Genomic DNA, 15,199 nt, shown 5'->3' with positions numbered 1-15,199 from the left:
GGCGTGCGTGGTCGTGGCGCTCCCGTGACGTAGCTGTCCCATACGGCTTCCTTCCATTCCAACGAAAGGATCGCACCATCAAACCGTGGGATCAAACACCTAGTCTCTGGTTGAGGATCTAGGTTCCGCCTGCTTTCCATGACAATCCGCTATCGGGATGGCAGTGGCGACGGACGCAACCTTGCCAATCCGCAGCCCGGAGATACGGTGTCGGATGAGAGGCGCTTCCTTACGGGGGCAGGATGATGCGATTGCCAAGCGTCGCGACGCTGAAACTCTTTCTGCAGGTTGCGAAAAGTTCGAGCTTCAGTGAGACCGCGCGGATCGCGGCGGTGTCGCAGCCCGCGCTCAGTCGTACCATCCGGCTGCTCGAGGAGAACCTCGGCGTCCGATTGTTCGATCGCGATACGCGCAACGTGCGCCTGACCGCGGCCGGCGAGCTTCTGCTTCCCGCGGTCCAGCGCCTCGTCCGCGACTATGAAGATACGTTCGCTGAACTTGCGCAGTCGTTTTCCGGCGAACGCGGGCGGGTGGCGATCGGTGCGTTGCCGTCGATGGCTGCGAACCTCCTTCCGCGCGCGCTGACCGATTTCTGCGGCGACCATCCGCACGTCGAACTCACCATCCACGAAGGCCTCTCGGGCAACCTGCTTCAACAGATGCTCGACCGACGGATCGATATCGCCATCATGACGCCACCCGACCGGACGGATCAGTTCGCGTTCGAGGCGATGCTGAACGACGAATGCGTTCTCGTAGCCAAGCGAGGCGAACTGGCCACGTCTGGACCTGCGCATCGCTGGACGATCTTCGAGGATCATCCGTTCATTGCGATGGCCCCGCAGAGCAGTGTTCGCCGCCTGACCGACAGAGCGCTCGCACAGGCGGGTGTCGTCGCCAAACCGCGGTTCGAGTGCGCGCAGCTTGCGACCGTGGGCGGTTTCATCGTGGCCGGGCTGGGGATCAGCGCGGTACCCCGATCGACCTTGCCCCTGCTGAGCCAGCCGGACATTGAGGCACATCCGTTGTGCGATCCCGTGGTGCATCGGCAGATCGGCATCACCACGACCCGTCAAAGATCGCTCTCTCCCGCCGCCCGGCTGCTGAAAGCGCACCTGAGCCAAAGACTTACCGTCAATGATCCACTTATTGGATAAGTTCATCCGTTAATTCACATTGTTGAAAACGGACGCGGCGTCTACCCCTCAGACAGGTTCGAGGGGAGAGACGATGGCACTCGCGGGCGTATTGGTGCTCCTTTGCGTCCTGGCGGCCATTTTCTCCAATCGCATCTCGCCCATCGCAGCGTTGATCCTGATCCCGTGCCTCGGCGCGGTCGCGATCGGGCAGGCAGGCGACGTGTCAGGCTGGATCGTGGCGGGGGTCGTAAAGCTCGCACCGATCGCCGGCATGTTCCTCTTCGCCATTCTGTTCTTCGGGATCATGACGGATGCCGGCCTGATGCAGCCGTTCATCGAGTGGATCCTGCGCGTGGTGGGAGAGCGCCCCTCGCGGATCACCGTTGGAACGGCGCTGCTTGCCCTGTTGATCCATCTCGACGGGTCGGGCGCCGTCTGCTTCCTGGTGACGATCCCGGCGCTTCGGCCGCTCTACGACCGGCTCGGCATGGACCGGCGCGTCCTGGCGTGCACCGCCTCGCTCGCGGCCGGAGTCAATTTCCTGCCTTGGACCGGACCGACGATCCGTGCCGGGGCGGCGCTTCAGCTTTCTCCGGTCGACATCTTCATGCCGATGATTGCCGTGCAGGCCGCCGGCCTCATCTTTGTGTTCGCGGTGTCGTGGTGGCTCGGCATTCGGGAGGAGCGGCGCCTCGCGCTCGCAACGGAGGGCCCCGAGATCTCGGCGAGCACCGCACCCGCACCGGACATTCCGCGCGATGCGCTGCCGGCATCCGGCCGAGGCCGGTGGGGGATCAACCTGGGCATCACGCTGCTCGTCGCCACGGCGATGATCTCGGGCATCGTCGAGCCGGTGGTCGTCTTCATGATCGGCACCTGCATCGCCCTGGTAATCAATTTCCGGACGGCGGCAGAGCAGCGGGAGCGCATCAATTCGCACGCCAACGCGGCGATCCTGATGGTCGGAATTCTGTTCGCCGCCGGGGCGTTCACCGGCATCATGTCCGGATCGGGGATGATTGCGGCGATGGCGTCCGCGGCGACGTCGCACATCCCGGAGTCGATCGGCACCCGTATCCCGGTGCTGCTGGCGCTGGTGGCCATGCCGCTCAGCTTGGTGTTCGATCCGGACTCCTTCTACTTCGGCATCCTTCCGGTGCTGGCGTCGACGGCGGAGCAGTTCGGGGTCGAGCCGGTGTCGGTTGCGCGCGCGGCGTTGCTTGGGCAGATGACCACCGGCTTTCCCGTCAGCCCGCTCACGCCTGCGACCTTCCTGATCGCCGGGCTGGCCGGAGTCGATCTCGGCGCGCACCAGCGGTTTTCCATTCCCTGGCTGTTCGGCGCCAGTCTCGTCATGACGGTCGCTGCAGTGCTGCTCTGGCGTTTGCCGATATGAACCGTGGTTCGCGACCTGTCGTGCGGCTGGGATCGGGTGCCGGATATTCGGGAGATCGGATCGATCCGGCTGCGGCGTTGGCTGCCTCCGGGCGAATCGACTATCTGTGTTTCGAGTGTCTGGCCGAGCGGACCATCGCGATCGCGCACGGCCGGCGGCAGCGCGACCCGGACCAGGGGTTCGATCTTCTGCTCGAAGATCGACTGCGGGCGGTGTTGCCGGCGTGCCGCGCGAACGGCGTCAAGATCATCAGCAACATGGGTGCTGCGAACCCGCTCGCCGCAGCCCGTACCGCGGTGAAGGTCTCGCGCGATCTAGGTCTTCGCGGCATCCGGGTCGCGGCGGTGCTGGGGGACGATGTGCTCTCGCACGTCGCTGACCACCCGCAAGCGCCGCTCGACGGCGGCGGCAGCGTGGCCGATCTGAAGGATCGCCTGATCGCCGCCAATGCTTATCTGGGGGCCGACGGCATCGTCGAAGCGCTGGCCGGTGGCGCGGACATCGTCCTGACCGGACGGGTGGGCGATCCGGCCCTGTTCCTCGCGCCGCTCGTCCACGAATTCGGCTGGCGGCCCGACGACTGGACCAGACTTGGCCGGGGCACCATCATCGGCCACCTGCTCGAATGTGCCGGTCAGTTGACGGGCGGGTACTTCGCCGATCCGGGGCGGATCGATGTGCCGGGGCTCGCCGATCTCGGCTTTCCGCTGGCGGAGGTGAGTCCCGACGGCTCCGCGATCCTGACGAAGCTCGAAGGAAGCGGCGGCCGGATCACGACGGCGACGTGCAAGCAGCAACTGCTCTACGAGATCCAGGATCCCGCCGCGTATCTTCAGGCCGATGTCGTTGCCGACATCCGGTCGGTGCGGTTCTCGGAGGTCGCCGAGAACCGCATCGCCTTCTCCGGGGGGGACGGCGCGGCGCGCCCGGACTCGCTCAAGGTGTCGCTGGGCTACAGCGACGGCTTCATCGGCGAGGGGCAGATCTCGTACGCCGGCCCCAACGCGCTTGCGCGGGGGCGGCTTGCGCTGGACATTCTGCGCACCCGCCTGACGCGTTTCATCTCCCCGCAAGATCTCCGCTTCGACGTCATCGGCGTGGACTCCGTGAACCGGACGAACGCGACGGTTCCGGAGCCCGTCGAGGTTCGTATCCGCGTCGTCGGGCGCGCGCCGAACGGCCCGACCGCGCAACGCATCGTGAGCGAAGTCGAGGCGCTGTACACCAACGGGCCCGCCGGCGGCGGCGGCGCTGCCGGCTCCGTGCGCGAAGTGGTGGCCGTGGCGTCGACGCTGATCGACCGGCAACTGGTCACGCCCAGCGTCCACTTCGAAGAGGTCTCATGAAGCTGTCGGAGATCGCGCATGTTCGTACCGGGGATAAAGGGGACACATCCCAGATCTCCGTCATCGCGTTCGACGAGCGCGATTACCCGCTGCTGTTCGAGAGCGTGACGGCAGACCGGGTGCGCTCGCACCTCGGCCTCGACCATTGTTCGGTGCGCCGCTTCGAAGTGCCCGGCATCGGCGCGCTCAATTTCGTTCTCGTCGGGGCGTTGGCGGGCGGCGTGACGCGGTCGCTCGCGCTCGATCCGCACGGCAAGACTCTCGGCAGCCAGCTGCTTTCGCTGCCGGTACACGCGCGCGCCACGACCGCGTGGGGCAGGCTCGAAGGCGGGGGCGAAGGATGACCGCGGGTCCTGCCGGCGGTGTTGCCGCCCTCTCATCGAAGCGCGTGTGCACGAGCATCTGTCCGACGCTTTGTGTGCGCCGGGCATCTCTTCTGGAGCGGAAATCATGATCACCACCTCGCGCAGAGAGTCGTTCAAGCTGGGGGCCGGCCTTGCGCTCGGAGCGGCGGCGCCACTCGCCTCCGCCGAAGCGCAAACCCAGATCCACGGCACCGAGAGCGACGCGCGGTTCCTCGCGCGGCTGCTCGGCCGCGACAAGCTGCTGTGGTCGCCTAACGTGCAGGCGGAGGGCTACAAGAGCCTGGAACGGATCCTGGCGACGCGGCGCATCCCGCGCGCCGCGCAGAAAAGCGTTCTGCCGAACCGTCCGATCCCGACAGTCACGTACACGGATGCCGGCAGGGAGGAGACGCTCGACGACTTCCTGCGCCTGGAGCATGTCGCCGGGCTCCTCGCGATCCGGGATGGCACCGTGCATCTCGAGCGCTACGGCCTGGGCCTTGCGCCGCATGAGCACTGGACGTCGATGTCGATGGTGAAATCCCTGACGTCGACGCTCGTCGGCTGTGCGCTCCACGATCGACTGCTTCCCGGTCTCCATGTCACCGCCGGCACCTATGTTCCGGAGCTACGTGGCAGCGCCTACGACGACGTGACGCTCCGGCAGCTCCTGATGATGACGTCCGGCGTCGCGTGGGACGAGGACTATACAAACCCGGACGCCGACGTGAATCTCCACTACGAGAAGGTCATCGCCGATCGGGAGAAGGGCGGCATCCTCCGACACCTGCGCACCTTGCGCCGCGTCCAGAAGCCCGGATCGGCCTATTCGTACAATACCGCGGACACGTTCGTGATCGGCTGCATGCTGACGAAGGCGATCGGCGGTCGGCTTGCCGACTATTGTTCGAGCCGCATCTGGTCGCGCATCGGCACCGAACAGGACGCATTGTTCCTCTTGGAATCGGACGACGGTCAGGAGGTCGCCGGAAGCAGCGCCAGTGCATCGCTGCGCGACTACGGCCGGTTCGGGATGTTCATCCTCGCCGACGGCGTAGCGGGTGGCCGCAGAATCCTCCCTGAAAGCTGGGTGGCGCAGGCGACCGCGCCGAGCGCGCCGCGGTTCGATCTGGATGGCGGCGGCTATGGCTATCAGTGGTGGACCTATGCCGATGGCAGCTATGCGGCGGAAGGGTTCGCGGGGCAGGTGCTGAGGATAAACCCCAAGGCTCGGACGGTGCTCGTCATCCTGTCCGCCCTTCCTGGCAAGCAGTTCCGGGATCCGGCGGAAACCAGTCCGACCCGGCGCCAGAGTTTCTACACGGCGCTCGACGCCGCGCTGGAAAACGCGTCGAAGCGGTGAACACCGGGCGCTATCCGTCAGACCGGCCGCAGAAGACCGGCAGTTCGTCCGCAATGATCGACCGCAGCCCTTGCTTGGTCCGCTCGGCCGGCGGCGCCTTGGACGCTGCACGGTGCCACGGAAACGATAGGCTCGACCACGAATCGCTAGGGGATCGACCATGACCTACACGCGCCGTTCCGCTCTCGCCGGCGTCGGGGCTGGCCTGCTGTGCGGCCGCGCTTTTGCCCAAGGCAGCGCCGGAGGGGCCCTCGACCTGGCGATCTTCAACATCCGGGCATGGACCGGGCAGCGCGGAGCCTTCACCGACGCGATCGGCGTGCGCGGCAACCGCATCGTCGCGATCGGGGCGGCGGCGGTTCGGGCCGGCACGGTGCGACGGACGCAGGCGATCGACGGACAAGGCGCCTTCGCCATGCCGTCGATCACCGATTGCCACACCCATTTTCTGCGTGGTGCAGCCGACCTGCTGTTGCCCGATCTTCTCGACGTGACCTCGCGTGCGGAGTTCGTCGACCGCATCGGCCGCGCCGTCCGCTCCCTGGCACCGGGCGAATGGCTGCGGGGCGGACCGTGGGACGAACAGCGTTTCGGCGGCGTGCTTCCGCACCGGGAGTGGATCGACGCCGTGACGCCGGACACGCCCGTCGCCATCCCGCGCACCGACCTGCACTCGCTGTTCCTCAATTCGGTGGCGCTTCGACTGGCCGGCATCACGCGCGACACGCCGGACCCCGCGGGCGGAGTCATCGAGCGCGACGCCAGGGGCGAGCCCACCGGGGTGCTGAAGGACAATGCGCGCGACGCCGTCCTGCGCGTCATCCCGAAGCCGTCCGACGCCGCGATCGACCGGCAGCTGCGCGCCGGGATCGACCATGCGCTGTCGAAGGGCGTGACGCAGGTCCACAACACCGAGGTCAACTGGTCGGTCCACGACGCGGTCCGCCGCCTGCGCCGCGCCGGCCCGACGGGACTGCGCTTCAACTCCCTCGTCCCCCTGCGCGATTGGGAGCGGGTGGTCGAGCTGGTCCGGACCGAAGGCACCGGCGACGACTGGGTCCGGTGGGGCGGGCTGAAGTGCGTGTCCGACGGGTCCCTGGGCGCGCGCACCGCCCGCTTCCACGAACCCTATGCCGACGCGGCCGACCAGCGCGGCGTCTGGGCGACGAGCGTGGAGGACATGCGCGAGTGGATCCCGGCGGCGGACAAGGCGGGCCTGGCGATCGCCGCCCATGCGATCGGGGACGAGGCCAACGACGTCGTGCTCGACATCTTCGCCGACACCGTCCGCCGCAACGGCGCTCGCGACCGGCGTTTCCGCATCGAACATGCCCAGCATCTCGCGCCCGGTGCCGTTCGTCGGATGGCCGCACAAGGGATCATCGCATCCGTCCAGCCCTACCACGCCGTCGATGACGGACGCTGGGCGGTGAAGCGCATCGGCGAGGAACGACTGAACCGCACCTATGCGTTCCGCTCCTTGCTGGAGGGCGGGGTCACGACCTGTTTCGGCTCCGACTGGCCGGTCGCTCCGATCGATCCGATGACCGGCCTCGACGCGGCCGTGCGGCGGCAGACGATCGATGGCGCAAATCCGGGCGGGTGGCATCCCGAACAGCGTGTCGGGATCGAGGACGCGCTGATCGCCTACACCGCCACCGCCGCCTACGCCGGTTTCCAGGAGGATCGGTTCGGCCGTATAGCGCTGGGTATGATCGGCGATTTCATCCTGCTCGACCGCAACCTCCTAACCGCGGGTCCGGCCGACTATCTGCGCCCGCGCGTCCTGCGGACCTTCGTCGACGGCCGGGAACGATATGCCGCTTCCGACGCCTGACGGGGCCCGCCGGTCGCACCATTTCGCTGAGATGGCGCTCCGAAGTAGCCGCGCCAAGCTTTGGGCATCGGCAGGCACGACGCCGATCGTGTCGCTCCCCGCGTTCAATGCGATGGCCGCATTCCAGGGAGCGCAACGGCTTGCAGTTCGACCGCTCGGCACGCTGAGGCGCGCGCCATGAGAGGTAGGGCTGTCGGTGCGATGCTGCTGGTCGTCCTGTTGGCGGTTAGATGCGGGCAGGACGGCGGCAGTCTCGAGCCGGTCGATGGCAGGTCGATCTGGTGGGGCGGCAAAATGGGGTCTGCGGTGTTGCGCGATGGCACCGTCAGTGCGACCCTGACGGCGAGCTGGGCGGCGGAGGCGTCGCAAGGGGCCGACATCGTCTATCGGAACGAGGGAGCCGCGCCGGTGTCGGTGATCCTGTCTCGCCTGGCGTTGCACCACGAGCGGCTGGGCAAGGCGCCGTTATGGACTGCGGTCGACATGACCTATGTCGACCGGGACGACACGCGGACGGACAATGATGAACCGCCAATCCTGTACGATTTGGGGACGTCCTCCCCGACGACCCGGCTCGTCCTCAAGCCGGGCGAACAGCGGAGGCTGAACCTCGGCTTCACGAACTTCCCCGGTATCGAGCGGATCGCCTGGGGCGACCGGGTGACGGCGACAGTGCCGCTGGGCGCGCGGGACGAGTCGGTCGAGATGGTGGCGCATTAGGTGTCTGGTCCGGGGTTCGCCGGCGCGGATCTGAGGTACGTCGTTCTGGCTTCCATCCCCCCGGTCGCCGCGCGTCCCCGCTACCGACCTCCCGTCTGAGCGGAGGCCGCGCGTCACGTGTAGCGTGACAGATCGACCTCCTCGCCCTTCCCGCCGGCTACTTTGCTGGCGAGCGTGCGGATCGGCTTCTGGCTGGCGATGCCGAGGACGCCGTGGAGCAGGCGGATGCCGAGCCGGCTGCTGGGGTGCAGCAGGCGCGGGGCGATCTTGGGGACGGCTTGCCCGTCCTCGACCATCGGCCGCATGTGCTGTTCGTAGGCCCCGAACGCTGCGGCGACGCTGTCGTGGCGCGCCAGTTCCTCGGCCAGCACATAGGCGCCGGTCACCGCCAGCGTCGCGCCGACGCCCGCGACCGGCGTCGCGCACCAGGCCGCATCGCCGGTCAGCACCACGCGGCCGGAGGACCAGCGCGGCATCCGTACCTGGCGGAGCACGTCGAAGTAGAAGTCGTCGGTGTCGTCCATCGCCGCGAGGATGCGCGGCGTCTCCCACCCGGCATCGGCGAAGCACCGGCGGAGAAATGCCTTTTGCCGGCCGACGTCCCAGTCCTGCTCGCCCGCCGCTTGCTTCTGCAGCGACAGCATCGCACGCGTCGTGCCGTGCCGATCGGGCCGCAGCGAGACGCTGCGCTTGCCGGGCGCGTTGTACCAGCGCCACATCCGATCGTCGCCCGGCGTCCGCGGGATGGTGAAATAGGCGAGTGTCAGGTCGAGCCAGCGCGGGTCGTTTTCGCCGGCGAAGATCCGTTCGCGCGTCGAAGAGCCCACCCCCTCGGCGACGATCACCGCATCGTAACGCTCGATGGCGCCGCTCTCGAAGGTGACGATCGCGGTGTGCGGGTCCTCGGCGATCGCTGCGATGCGATCGCCGAAGCGGAAGGTGGCATCGTCCCTCGCCGCGTCGTACAGCAGGCGGGCGAGATCGCCGCGCAGGATCTCCATCTCCGCGGTCGGACCGTCGCCGGTGGCCGCGTCGGTCTCGAAACGCGCCGCCTCGGTTCCGTCCTCTTCGACCCAGACGGTGCCTTCCTCGCCCGTCCCGCGATCCAGCGCCGCCTGCTCCAGCCCCATGCGGCGCAGCACGTCGCGGCCGACCCCGCGCACGTCGATGTTCTGGCCGCCCTCCCGAAACGCTGGCGCACGTTCGACCACCGTGACGTCGAAGCCGTGGCGGACCAGCGAGGCGGCGGTGGCGTTGCCGGCGATACTGGCGCCGGTGATCAGGATGCGGCGAGGCATGGGCGAATCTCCTCGCCGCGATCAACATCACGCGTGATGTTTATGTTCCGCGATCCAGTCCGGCGATGAGGCGCTGGAGCAGCGACACCAGCAGCGCGCCTTCCTGCGCGGAAAGTGCCGCGAGCCCGCGGGCGTTCTCCGTTCGCAGCGCATCGCCGCCGATCTCCGCCATGCGGCTTCCCGCCTCCGTCAGCGCGACGATCGCGGCACGGCGATCGGCCGGTGCGGGCGATCGTGTCACCAACTCCATGGCTTCCAGCTTGGCGAGCAGTGCGACCATCGCCGGCTGCTTCACCGCCGATGCGACGACCAGGTCGCGTTGCCGCATCGGTCCTTGCCACGACAGCAGCAGGAGGGGGGCGAGCAGGCTGAGGGACAGACCGTGCTCGCGGAGTGCGGCATCGACGTTGCGATTGAAGACGCGCGCGGCGTGGTTGGCCAGATAGCCCGGCGCCATTGCTGCCTCTGGGTGGACCGGATCGGCGTCTTTCATCGTCGGACCGCGAGTTGCCATCCGCGATCTATGCCGCCTCTGGCGCGAGCCGGCGAGGCGGAAATCTCCGGCTTGCTATCAGCGTCCCGTCCGATTGGGATGCTGCAGCGTAGCCGTCGTGCGAAGGGCGGCCGGGCGCGGCCCGCCTCGTGCTGCGGGGGACTGCGCCACGACCGGTCGCATATCCCCCAATGATGTCGCACCTGCCGGCGTTTCCGTCCACCCTTACAGGCGGGCGCGCAGGCCCACGAAGAACGAGCGGCCCGAATATTCGTAGAAGTTCGGCACGTTGCGATAGGTGTTGAACCGCTTCACCGCCGACCCCAGCAGGTTCGATCCCTGGACATAGGCGGAGATGTTCGGCGTCACGTCGTAGGACAGGCTGGACGACACCTCGTGATAGGCGTCTTCCTCGACCGGCAGGTAGCCGAGGTTCCCCGACTGTGCGTAGGTGAAGCCGCCCTGGTAGCTGTACGACACCTGCGCGCCGATGCCGTGGTTCTCGTAGAACAGCTTGGCGTTGGCGGAGAAGGGGATGGCGCCCGGCAGGTCGGTGGTCACGTCGCCCGATTTCGCGCGCGAGTGATTGTAGGTCGCGTTCGCCTGGATGCCGAAGCCGTTGTCGAGGAAATACTGCGCCCCGACCTCGACGCCGTACACGTTGGCGCTCTCGCCGTTGATGACCTGATATTCGACGAAGTCGAAGTTCTGCTGCTGGTTCGCCGGCTGGTTGGTCGGGGTGATGACCACGTCAACCGGAACCACCGAGACGAAGTTGGTGATGTGCTTGAAGAAGCCGGCGGCGGTCAGCGCGAGGCGGTTCGACGGGTAATATTCCAGCGAGACGTCGAACTGGTCCGCCTCGGTCGGCGCCAGATCGGGGTTGCCGGCGTCGTAGATGATGAACGTGCCCGACTGTGCGGAGGTCGCATCCTTCGCCGGCGACAGCTCGCCGAAGGTCGGACGCGAGATCGCCTGCGACGCGGCCAGCCGGACTCGGAAGCCGTCGGAGATGTCGTAGGCGAAGTTGGCGGCCGGCAGCAGGCGCAGATAATCGCCGCCGCCGTTGATCGGCTCGACCGGGTTGAAGTCGACGTCATTGTCCTGCGTGCCCACGCGCGGAATGATGCGCGCGATGGTGGCGGCGTTGCCGACCGACGACACGTCGGTGGCGACCAGCCGCCCGCCGATGTCGGCCCGCCAGCGCGGCCCCTCCAGGTTGAACTGGACGTAGCCCGCCCAGGTCCGTTCCTTGATGCGGTAGGACGCCGGCAGGTTGGGCTCGATCACCTGGTTCGAATAGCCGGCGGGATAGGGCGACAGCGTGCAGTTGGGGATCGGCGCGCCGTCGGCGTCAAGGCAGCTGTTGGGGTTGAGCACCGCCGGGTTGGCGTCCGCACGCGACAGCGCCGCCAGATAGGTGTCGATGTCGAAATAGGGCAGGTTGCGCGGGAAATTGCCCGACAGCTTCGACAGGATGTTGCCGCCCATCGGCGGCCGCACCACGTTCGCGCCGATCTGGCCGAAGGTGAACGGATAGCCGCAATAGTTGCACGAGGTCGTGTACTGGTTGTCGATCTGCTCCACCGTCTTCTGGCGATCGGTCCAGGCGACGCCGAAGGCGATCGACTTGAAATTGCCGTTGTCGACGTCGTAGCGGCCGTCGATCTTGGCGCTCTTGATGCGGTCCTGGATGTCCTGGCCCTGGATGCCGATGTAGTGCGCGCGGAAGTCGTCGTCGGTGGCGTCGGTCAGCCCGCGGCCGCCGGGAATCGTGATCGCGAGATCCGGGATGCCGTTGCGGCGCGTGGCGAAGCTCGCCGAGGCGCCGGGGATGCCGGCGACCACGAAGCGGTTGTCGCCGCCGGTGTTGTCCTGCGCCTTGCCGTAATAGGCGTCGGCGGTGAAGGTCAGCCGGTCGCTCGCCTCCCAGTCGATGCGGCCGCCGATCTGATAGGTCTGGCTGCGCCGCGGTTCGTCGGTGGTCAGCACTTCGGAGACCATGTCGTTCACGGTGAAGCCGGTGACGACGTTGTTCTCGTCCACGGTGATCGAGTCCGGATCCCAGCGCAGTTCGCCCTCGTCGCCCAGCGGGTTGAGATAGTTGGACGAGCGGTAGTTGTGCTGCGACACGTCGAAATGGCTGTAGAGCCCGTCGATCGTCAGCTCGAAGCGGTCGGACGGCTTCCACTGGAACGCACCGGCCGCGCCGATCCGCTCGCGCTCGCCGCGGACGTAGCCGACGCTGTAATAGTCCGGCCAGATATAGGCCGGGCCGTTTTCGTCCGGATTGATGGCCCCGTCGCCGTTGAAGTCGACGCCGTAGCCGGCCTCCGTCCCGTCGGTGATCGAATATTCGCCGAGGTTGTCGGTGCGGAACTTGTACTTGTTGTAGCTGCCGGCGAGGAGCACGCCCATCGTGTCGTCGGCGAAGGTGGTGCTGACGACGCCGGTCACCTTGTAGCCGCCCTTGTCGACCAGATCGTTGTACTGGCCCTCGATCCCCGCCGAGGCGTGGAGGCCGGGGCGGTCGAGCGGGCGCGCGGTGCGCAGGTCGACGTTGCCGCCGATGCTGCCCTCCAGCTCGGAGGCGCGCACCGCCTTCTGCACTTCGGCGCCGGAGATGACTTCGGACGGCAGCACGTCGAAGGCGAAGGAGCGGTCGGAGCCGTCGGTCGGCAGGATGCGGCCGTTGAGCGTGGTGATGGCGAAGTTCTGGCCGAGGCCGCGGACCGTGATGTTGCGCCCCTCGCCGCGGCCGTCGCGCCCGACGGTCACGCCGGGGATGTTGGCCAGCGCCTCGGCGACGTTGCGGTTGGGGAACTTGCCGAGCTCCTCGGCGGAGATCGCGTCGACGATCGTGTCGGCGTTGCGCTTCGCCTGGATCGACCGCAACAGGCTGCCGCGCACGCCGCGGACCACGATCTCGCCCGGGGCGACGCCGGCGGTCTGCGCGGCGGGATCGGAGAGCACCTGATCGGGCGAGGGGGCGGCGGTCTCGGTGTCGGCGGTGCCGTCCTGCGGCGCGACCGGCGTCTGCGCGTCCTGAGCCCAGGCGGCATTGGCGACCAGAAGCGCCCCCGCGCTGATCCCGGTAAGCGCCAGTCGTCGCCACATGCGTCCTTGCGTCATCGCTCCCTCCTCATGAATTTCGTTCGACAGCGCATCGCAGGCGCTCGATATCTTTCGCCAAGCTAAATTGGCCGTCATGTAACTGTCAAACAGAAACGAAACGAAAGGTGTGGCTTTCTTGTCTCAGCCCAATCCCACTGATAAGACCGGCGCGACAAGGAGCGACGGGGCGATGAGCCGGGACACGAGTGAAAGGCGTCAGCGGATCAGCGCGCTGGTGCGCGAGCAGGGCAGCGTCCAGGTAGCGCCGCTCGCCGCGAAGTTCGGCGTTTCCATGCAGACGATCCGCAAGGACCTGCATTTCCTGACCCAGCGCGGCGTGATGGAGCGTTCCTACGGCGGGGCGATCTCCGCCGATGTGGTCAACATGGTCTCCGAACCCGCGGTGGAGACCAAGCGCGCGATCCACATCGACGAAAAGGCGCGGATCGGCGCGCGTGCGGCGGCGATGGTCCAGCCGGGGGATTCGGTCGTGCTCGATTCCGGCACCACCACCCTCCAGATCGCGCACCACCTGCCCGACGACGAGGAGATCACCGTCCTCACCAACGATCTCGACATCCTGTGCGCGCTCGCCCGCAAGGAGCGGATCACGGTGGTGATGCTGGGCGGGGCGCTGCGCCGGCGCAATCGCGCCTTCTACGGCGGGCAGACCGAAAGCGCGCTCGCCGACCTGCATGTCGACAAGCTGTTCCTGGGTGTCGACGGCTTCGACCTGGAGCGCGGCATCACCACCCATTTCGAGCCCGAGGCGATCCTCAACCGCAAGATGGTGAAGGCCGCCCGTCAGGTGATCGCCGTCACCGACCGGTCGAAGTTCGGCCGCGTCTGCCTGCACCGCATCATGAACGCCGGCGACATCGACGATCTCGTCACCGACGCGGGCGAGGCGGAGGGGATGCAGGCGGCGGCCGAGCGCCTGGGATTCCGCCTGCACCTCGCCTGATCGCGGCGCTGGGCGGCGTTATCGTGCCGTCTGCTTGAGCTTGAAGAAGCGCGCGGCGTTGCCCCAATAGATCTTGTCGACGACCGCGCGCGGCAGGTTCAGCCCCTTGGCGTCGGCATCGATCGCATCGACCCGCTGGCTGAGCGGCGTGGCGAGATAGCGCCAGTCGGCCCGCCACACCCGGTCGGCTTCCTTCGCGAAGTCGTCGGTTATCGGCGGGTTCTGCGCCCGCGCCGCCGGGTCCGGCGGGCTGTCGGTCAGGTCGGTCCCGTAGAGGATGCGATCCTGGTATTTGAGGAAGAAGGCGCGCACCTTTTCCGGGTTCGCGTTCGACTGGACCTGAAGGTTGGAGAAGCGCGCCGCCAGGTCGGCCACCGCATTGGGATAGCGATCGAAGAAGGCGGCGAGTTCGTCCACGCTCCACTCCAGACTCGCCAGATGCGCACCGTCGAAGGCGAGCTTGGGATGGCGCGCGACGAAGCGGTCGCGGTGCTGCATCAGCGCCTCGTAGCTCGGCTCCTCCGGGTGGAGGTACATGTAATATTCGGGGTGCGCCGCGAAATAGGCGCGGTCGTTCTCCGTCGTCATCTGGTCGAGCGGCAGCCAGCAGTTCTTCGGCTCCCCCTGGTGCGCGATCAGGGGGATGTTGCGCTGCTCGAGATGGCGCATCACCCCGTCGAAACGCGGATCGTCGAGGAACACGCGCTTGCCCTCGGCATCCGTGGCGACCATGCCGATGTTCTTCCACACCTTCACCGCGATCGCGCCGTTGGCGAATGCCTTGTCGAGCGCGGCGATGGTGCGTTCGGTCCAGCCGGGCGTGCCGAACCCGTCCATCGGGAAGGTGGTCGCATAGTGGAACTCGCCGCGATCCTCCGCCTGCATCTTGTCCGCGACGGTCGCCTGGACGGGCAGCGGCGGAAAATCGGGATAGTCGACGTTGATCGACAGCATCTCGAACTTGTCGCGGCGGGCGACGTCCAGGAAGCGCGGATCGTCCCAGTTGGCGTGCACATGCGCGTCGAACTTGCGCACCGTGTCGAAATCGGCCTCCGAATAGGTCGCGGCGCTCGCCGGCTGTGCCGCGGGCAGGGCGGCGGGGGCGCTGCCGAGCGCCATTGCGAGGGCGGTCATGCTCACCAGAAGGGTCATCTTCGGTCTCTCCGCTGCTGAAACGAAACAAAA

General features: G+C 67.3%; 12 protein-coding genes. 8 read left to right on the top strand and 4 right to left on the bottom strand.

Annotated elements, in window-relative coordinates; all coding sequences use genetic code 11:
* Nucleotides 1-251: 251 nt before the first annotated feature.
* The 7 genes from ACBY01_RS15065 to ACBY01_RS15035 all read left to right on the top strand — a co-directional run bounded on the left by ACBY01_RS15065 (nt 252) and on the right by ACBY01_RS15035 (nt 8,145).
* Nucleotides 252-1,157 carry a LysR family transcriptional regulator gene (locus ACBY01_RS15065; protein WP_416461766.1) on the top strand — a complete coding sequence of 302 codons (906 nt, stop codon included), beginning with the start codon at nt 252-254 and terminating at the stop codon, nt 1,155-1,157.
* Nucleotides 1,158-1,230: 73 nt separating this feature from the next.
* Nucleotides 1,231-2,535 carry a CitMHS family transporter gene (locus ACBY01_RS15060; RefSeq protein ID WP_416461765.1) on the top strand — a complete coding sequence of 435 codons (1,305 nt, stop codon included), beginning with the start codon at nt 1,231-1,233 and terminating at the stop codon, nt 2,533-2,535.
* On the top strand, nt 2,532-3,881 hold the full coding sequence (locus tag ACBY01_RS15055; protein ID WP_416461764.1) for an acyclic terpene utilization AtuA family protein: 1,350 nt from the start codon (nt 2,532-2,534) through the stop codon (nt 3,879-3,881). Before ACBY01_RS15060 ends, ACBY01_RS15055 begins: the two co-directional genes overlap by 4 nt.
* Entirely contained in the window at nt 3,878-4,225 is a 348-nt protein-coding gene (locus ACBY01_RS15050; protein ID WP_416461763.1) for an AtuA-related protein, read from the top strand. The genes ACBY01_RS15055 and ACBY01_RS15050 overlap by 4 nt, the downstream gene beginning before the upstream one ends.
* 106 nt (nt 4,226-4,331) lie before the next feature.
* Nucleotides 4,332-5,588 (top strand): serine hydrolase domain-containing protein, encoded by a 1,257-nt coding sequence (locus ACBY01_RS15045; protein WP_416461762.1) that lies wholly within the window; start codon nt 4,332-4,334, stop codon nt 5,586-5,588.
* Nucleotides 5,589-5,748: 160 nt separating this feature from the next.
* Entirely contained in the window at nt 5,749-7,425 is a 1,677-nt protein-coding gene (locus tag ACBY01_RS15040; protein WP_416461761.1) for an amidohydrolase, read from the top strand.
* A 201-nt stretch (nt 7,426-7,626) separates the two neighbouring features.
* On the top strand, nt 7,627-8,145 hold the full coding sequence (locus ACBY01_RS15035) for a hypothetical protein (RefSeq protein WP_416461760.1): 519 nt from the start codon (nt 7,627-7,629) through the stop codon (nt 8,143-8,145).
* Between the two features lie 113 nt (nt 8,146-8,258).
* On the opposite strand, the gene ACBY01_RS15030 is transcribed toward ACBY01_RS15035, so the two are convergent.
* The 3 genes from ACBY01_RS15030 to ACBY01_RS15020 all read right to left on the bottom strand — a co-directional run bounded on the left by ACBY01_RS15030 (nt 8,259) and on the right by ACBY01_RS15020 (nt 13,068).
* Nucleotides 8,259-9,443 (bottom strand): FAD-dependent monooxygenase, encoded by a 1,185-nt coding sequence (locus ACBY01_RS15030; RefSeq protein WP_416461759.1) that lies wholly within the window; start codon nt 9,441-9,443, stop codon nt 8,259-8,261.
* A gap of 40 nt (nt 9,444-9,483) precedes the next feature.
* Nucleotides 9,484-9,936 (bottom strand): MarR family winged helix-turn-helix transcriptional regulator, encoded by a 453-nt coding sequence (locus ACBY01_RS15025; RefSeq protein ID WP_416461757.1) that lies wholly within the window; start codon nt 9,934-9,936, stop codon nt 9,484-9,486.
* A 225-nt stretch (nt 9,937-10,161) separates the two neighbouring features.
* Complete coding sequence (locus ACBY01_RS15020; protein WP_416461755.1) at nt 10,162-13,068, bottom strand: TonB-dependent receptor; 2,907 nt, start codon at nt 13,066-13,068, stop codon at nt 10,162-10,164.
* Between the two features lie 172 nt (nt 13,069-13,240).
* Between ACBY01_RS15020 and agaR the strand changes: the two genes are divergently transcribed.
* Nucleotides 13,241-14,014, top strand: a complete 774-nt coding sequence (agaR, locus tag ACBY01_RS15015) for a transcriptional repressor AgaR (RefSeq protein WP_416461754.1) — start codon at nt 13,241-13,243, stop codon at nt 14,012-14,014.
* Nucleotides 14,015-14,032: 18 nt separating this feature from the next.
* Here agaR and ACBY01_RS15010 read toward each other — a convergent pair whose 3' ends face one another.
* Complete coding sequence (locus tag ACBY01_RS15010; RefSeq protein WP_416461753.1) at nt 14,033-15,166, bottom strand: amidohydrolase family protein; 1,134 nt, start codon at nt 15,164-15,166, stop codon at nt 14,033-14,035.
* Nucleotides 15,167-15,199 lie beyond the last annotated feature (33 nt).

This window comes from Sphingomonas mangrovi (genome assembly GCF_047975845.1).
In the GTDB taxonomy this organism is placed as follows: domain Bacteria; phylum Pseudomonadota; class Alphaproteobacteria; order Sphingomonadales; family Sphingomonadaceae; genus Sphingomonas.
Note: the sequence above shows the minus strand (reverse complement) of the source record. Positions and strands in the feature narration are given on the sequence as shown.

Bases quoted from the DNA above. Each gene is read 5' to 3' on its own strand.
- ACBY01_RS15060 (WP_416461765.1), top strand. From the start codon at position 1,231: ATGGCACTCGCGGGCGTATTGGTGCTCCTTTGCGTCCTGGCGGCCATT.
- ACBY01_RS15055 (WP_416461764.1), top strand. From the start codon at position 2,532: ATGAACCGTGGTTCGCGACCTGTCGTGCGGCTGGGATCGGGTGCCGGA.
- ACBY01_RS15050 (WP_416461763.1), top strand. From the start codon at position 3,878: ATGAAGCTGTCGGAGATCGCGCATGTTCGTACCGGGGATAAAGGGGAC.
- ACBY01_RS15045 (WP_416461762.1), top strand. From the start codon at position 4,332: ATGATCACCACCTCGCGCAGAGAGTCGTTCAAGCTGGGGGCCGGCCTT.
- ACBY01_RS15040 (WP_416461761.1), top strand. From the start codon at position 5,749: ATGACCTACACGCGCCGTTCCGCTCTCGCCGGCGTCGGGGCTGGCCTG.
- ACBY01_RS15035 (WP_416461760.1), top strand. From the start codon at position 7,627: ATGCTGCTGGTCGTCCTGTTGGCGGTTAGATGCGGGCAGGACGGCGGC.
- ACBY01_RS15030 (WP_416461759.1), bottom strand. From the start codon at position 9,443: ATGCCTCGCCGCATCCTGATCACCGGCGCCAGTATCGCCGGCAACGCC.
- ACBY01_RS15025 (WP_416461757.1), bottom strand. From the start codon at position 9,936: ATGAAAGACGCCGATCCGGTCCACCCAGAGGCAGCAATGGCGCCGGGC.
- ACBY01_RS15020 (WP_416461755.1), bottom strand. From the start codon at position 13,068: ATGACGCAAGGACGCATGTGGCGACGACTGGCGCTTACCGGGATCAGC.
- agaR (WP_416461754.1), top strand. From the start codon at position 13,241: ATGAGCCGGGACACGAGTGAAAGGCGTCAGCGGATCAGCGCGCTGGTG.
- ACBY01_RS15010 (WP_416461753.1), bottom strand. From the start codon at position 15,166: ATGACCCTTCTGGTGAGCATGACCGCCCTCGCAATGGCGCTCGGCAGC.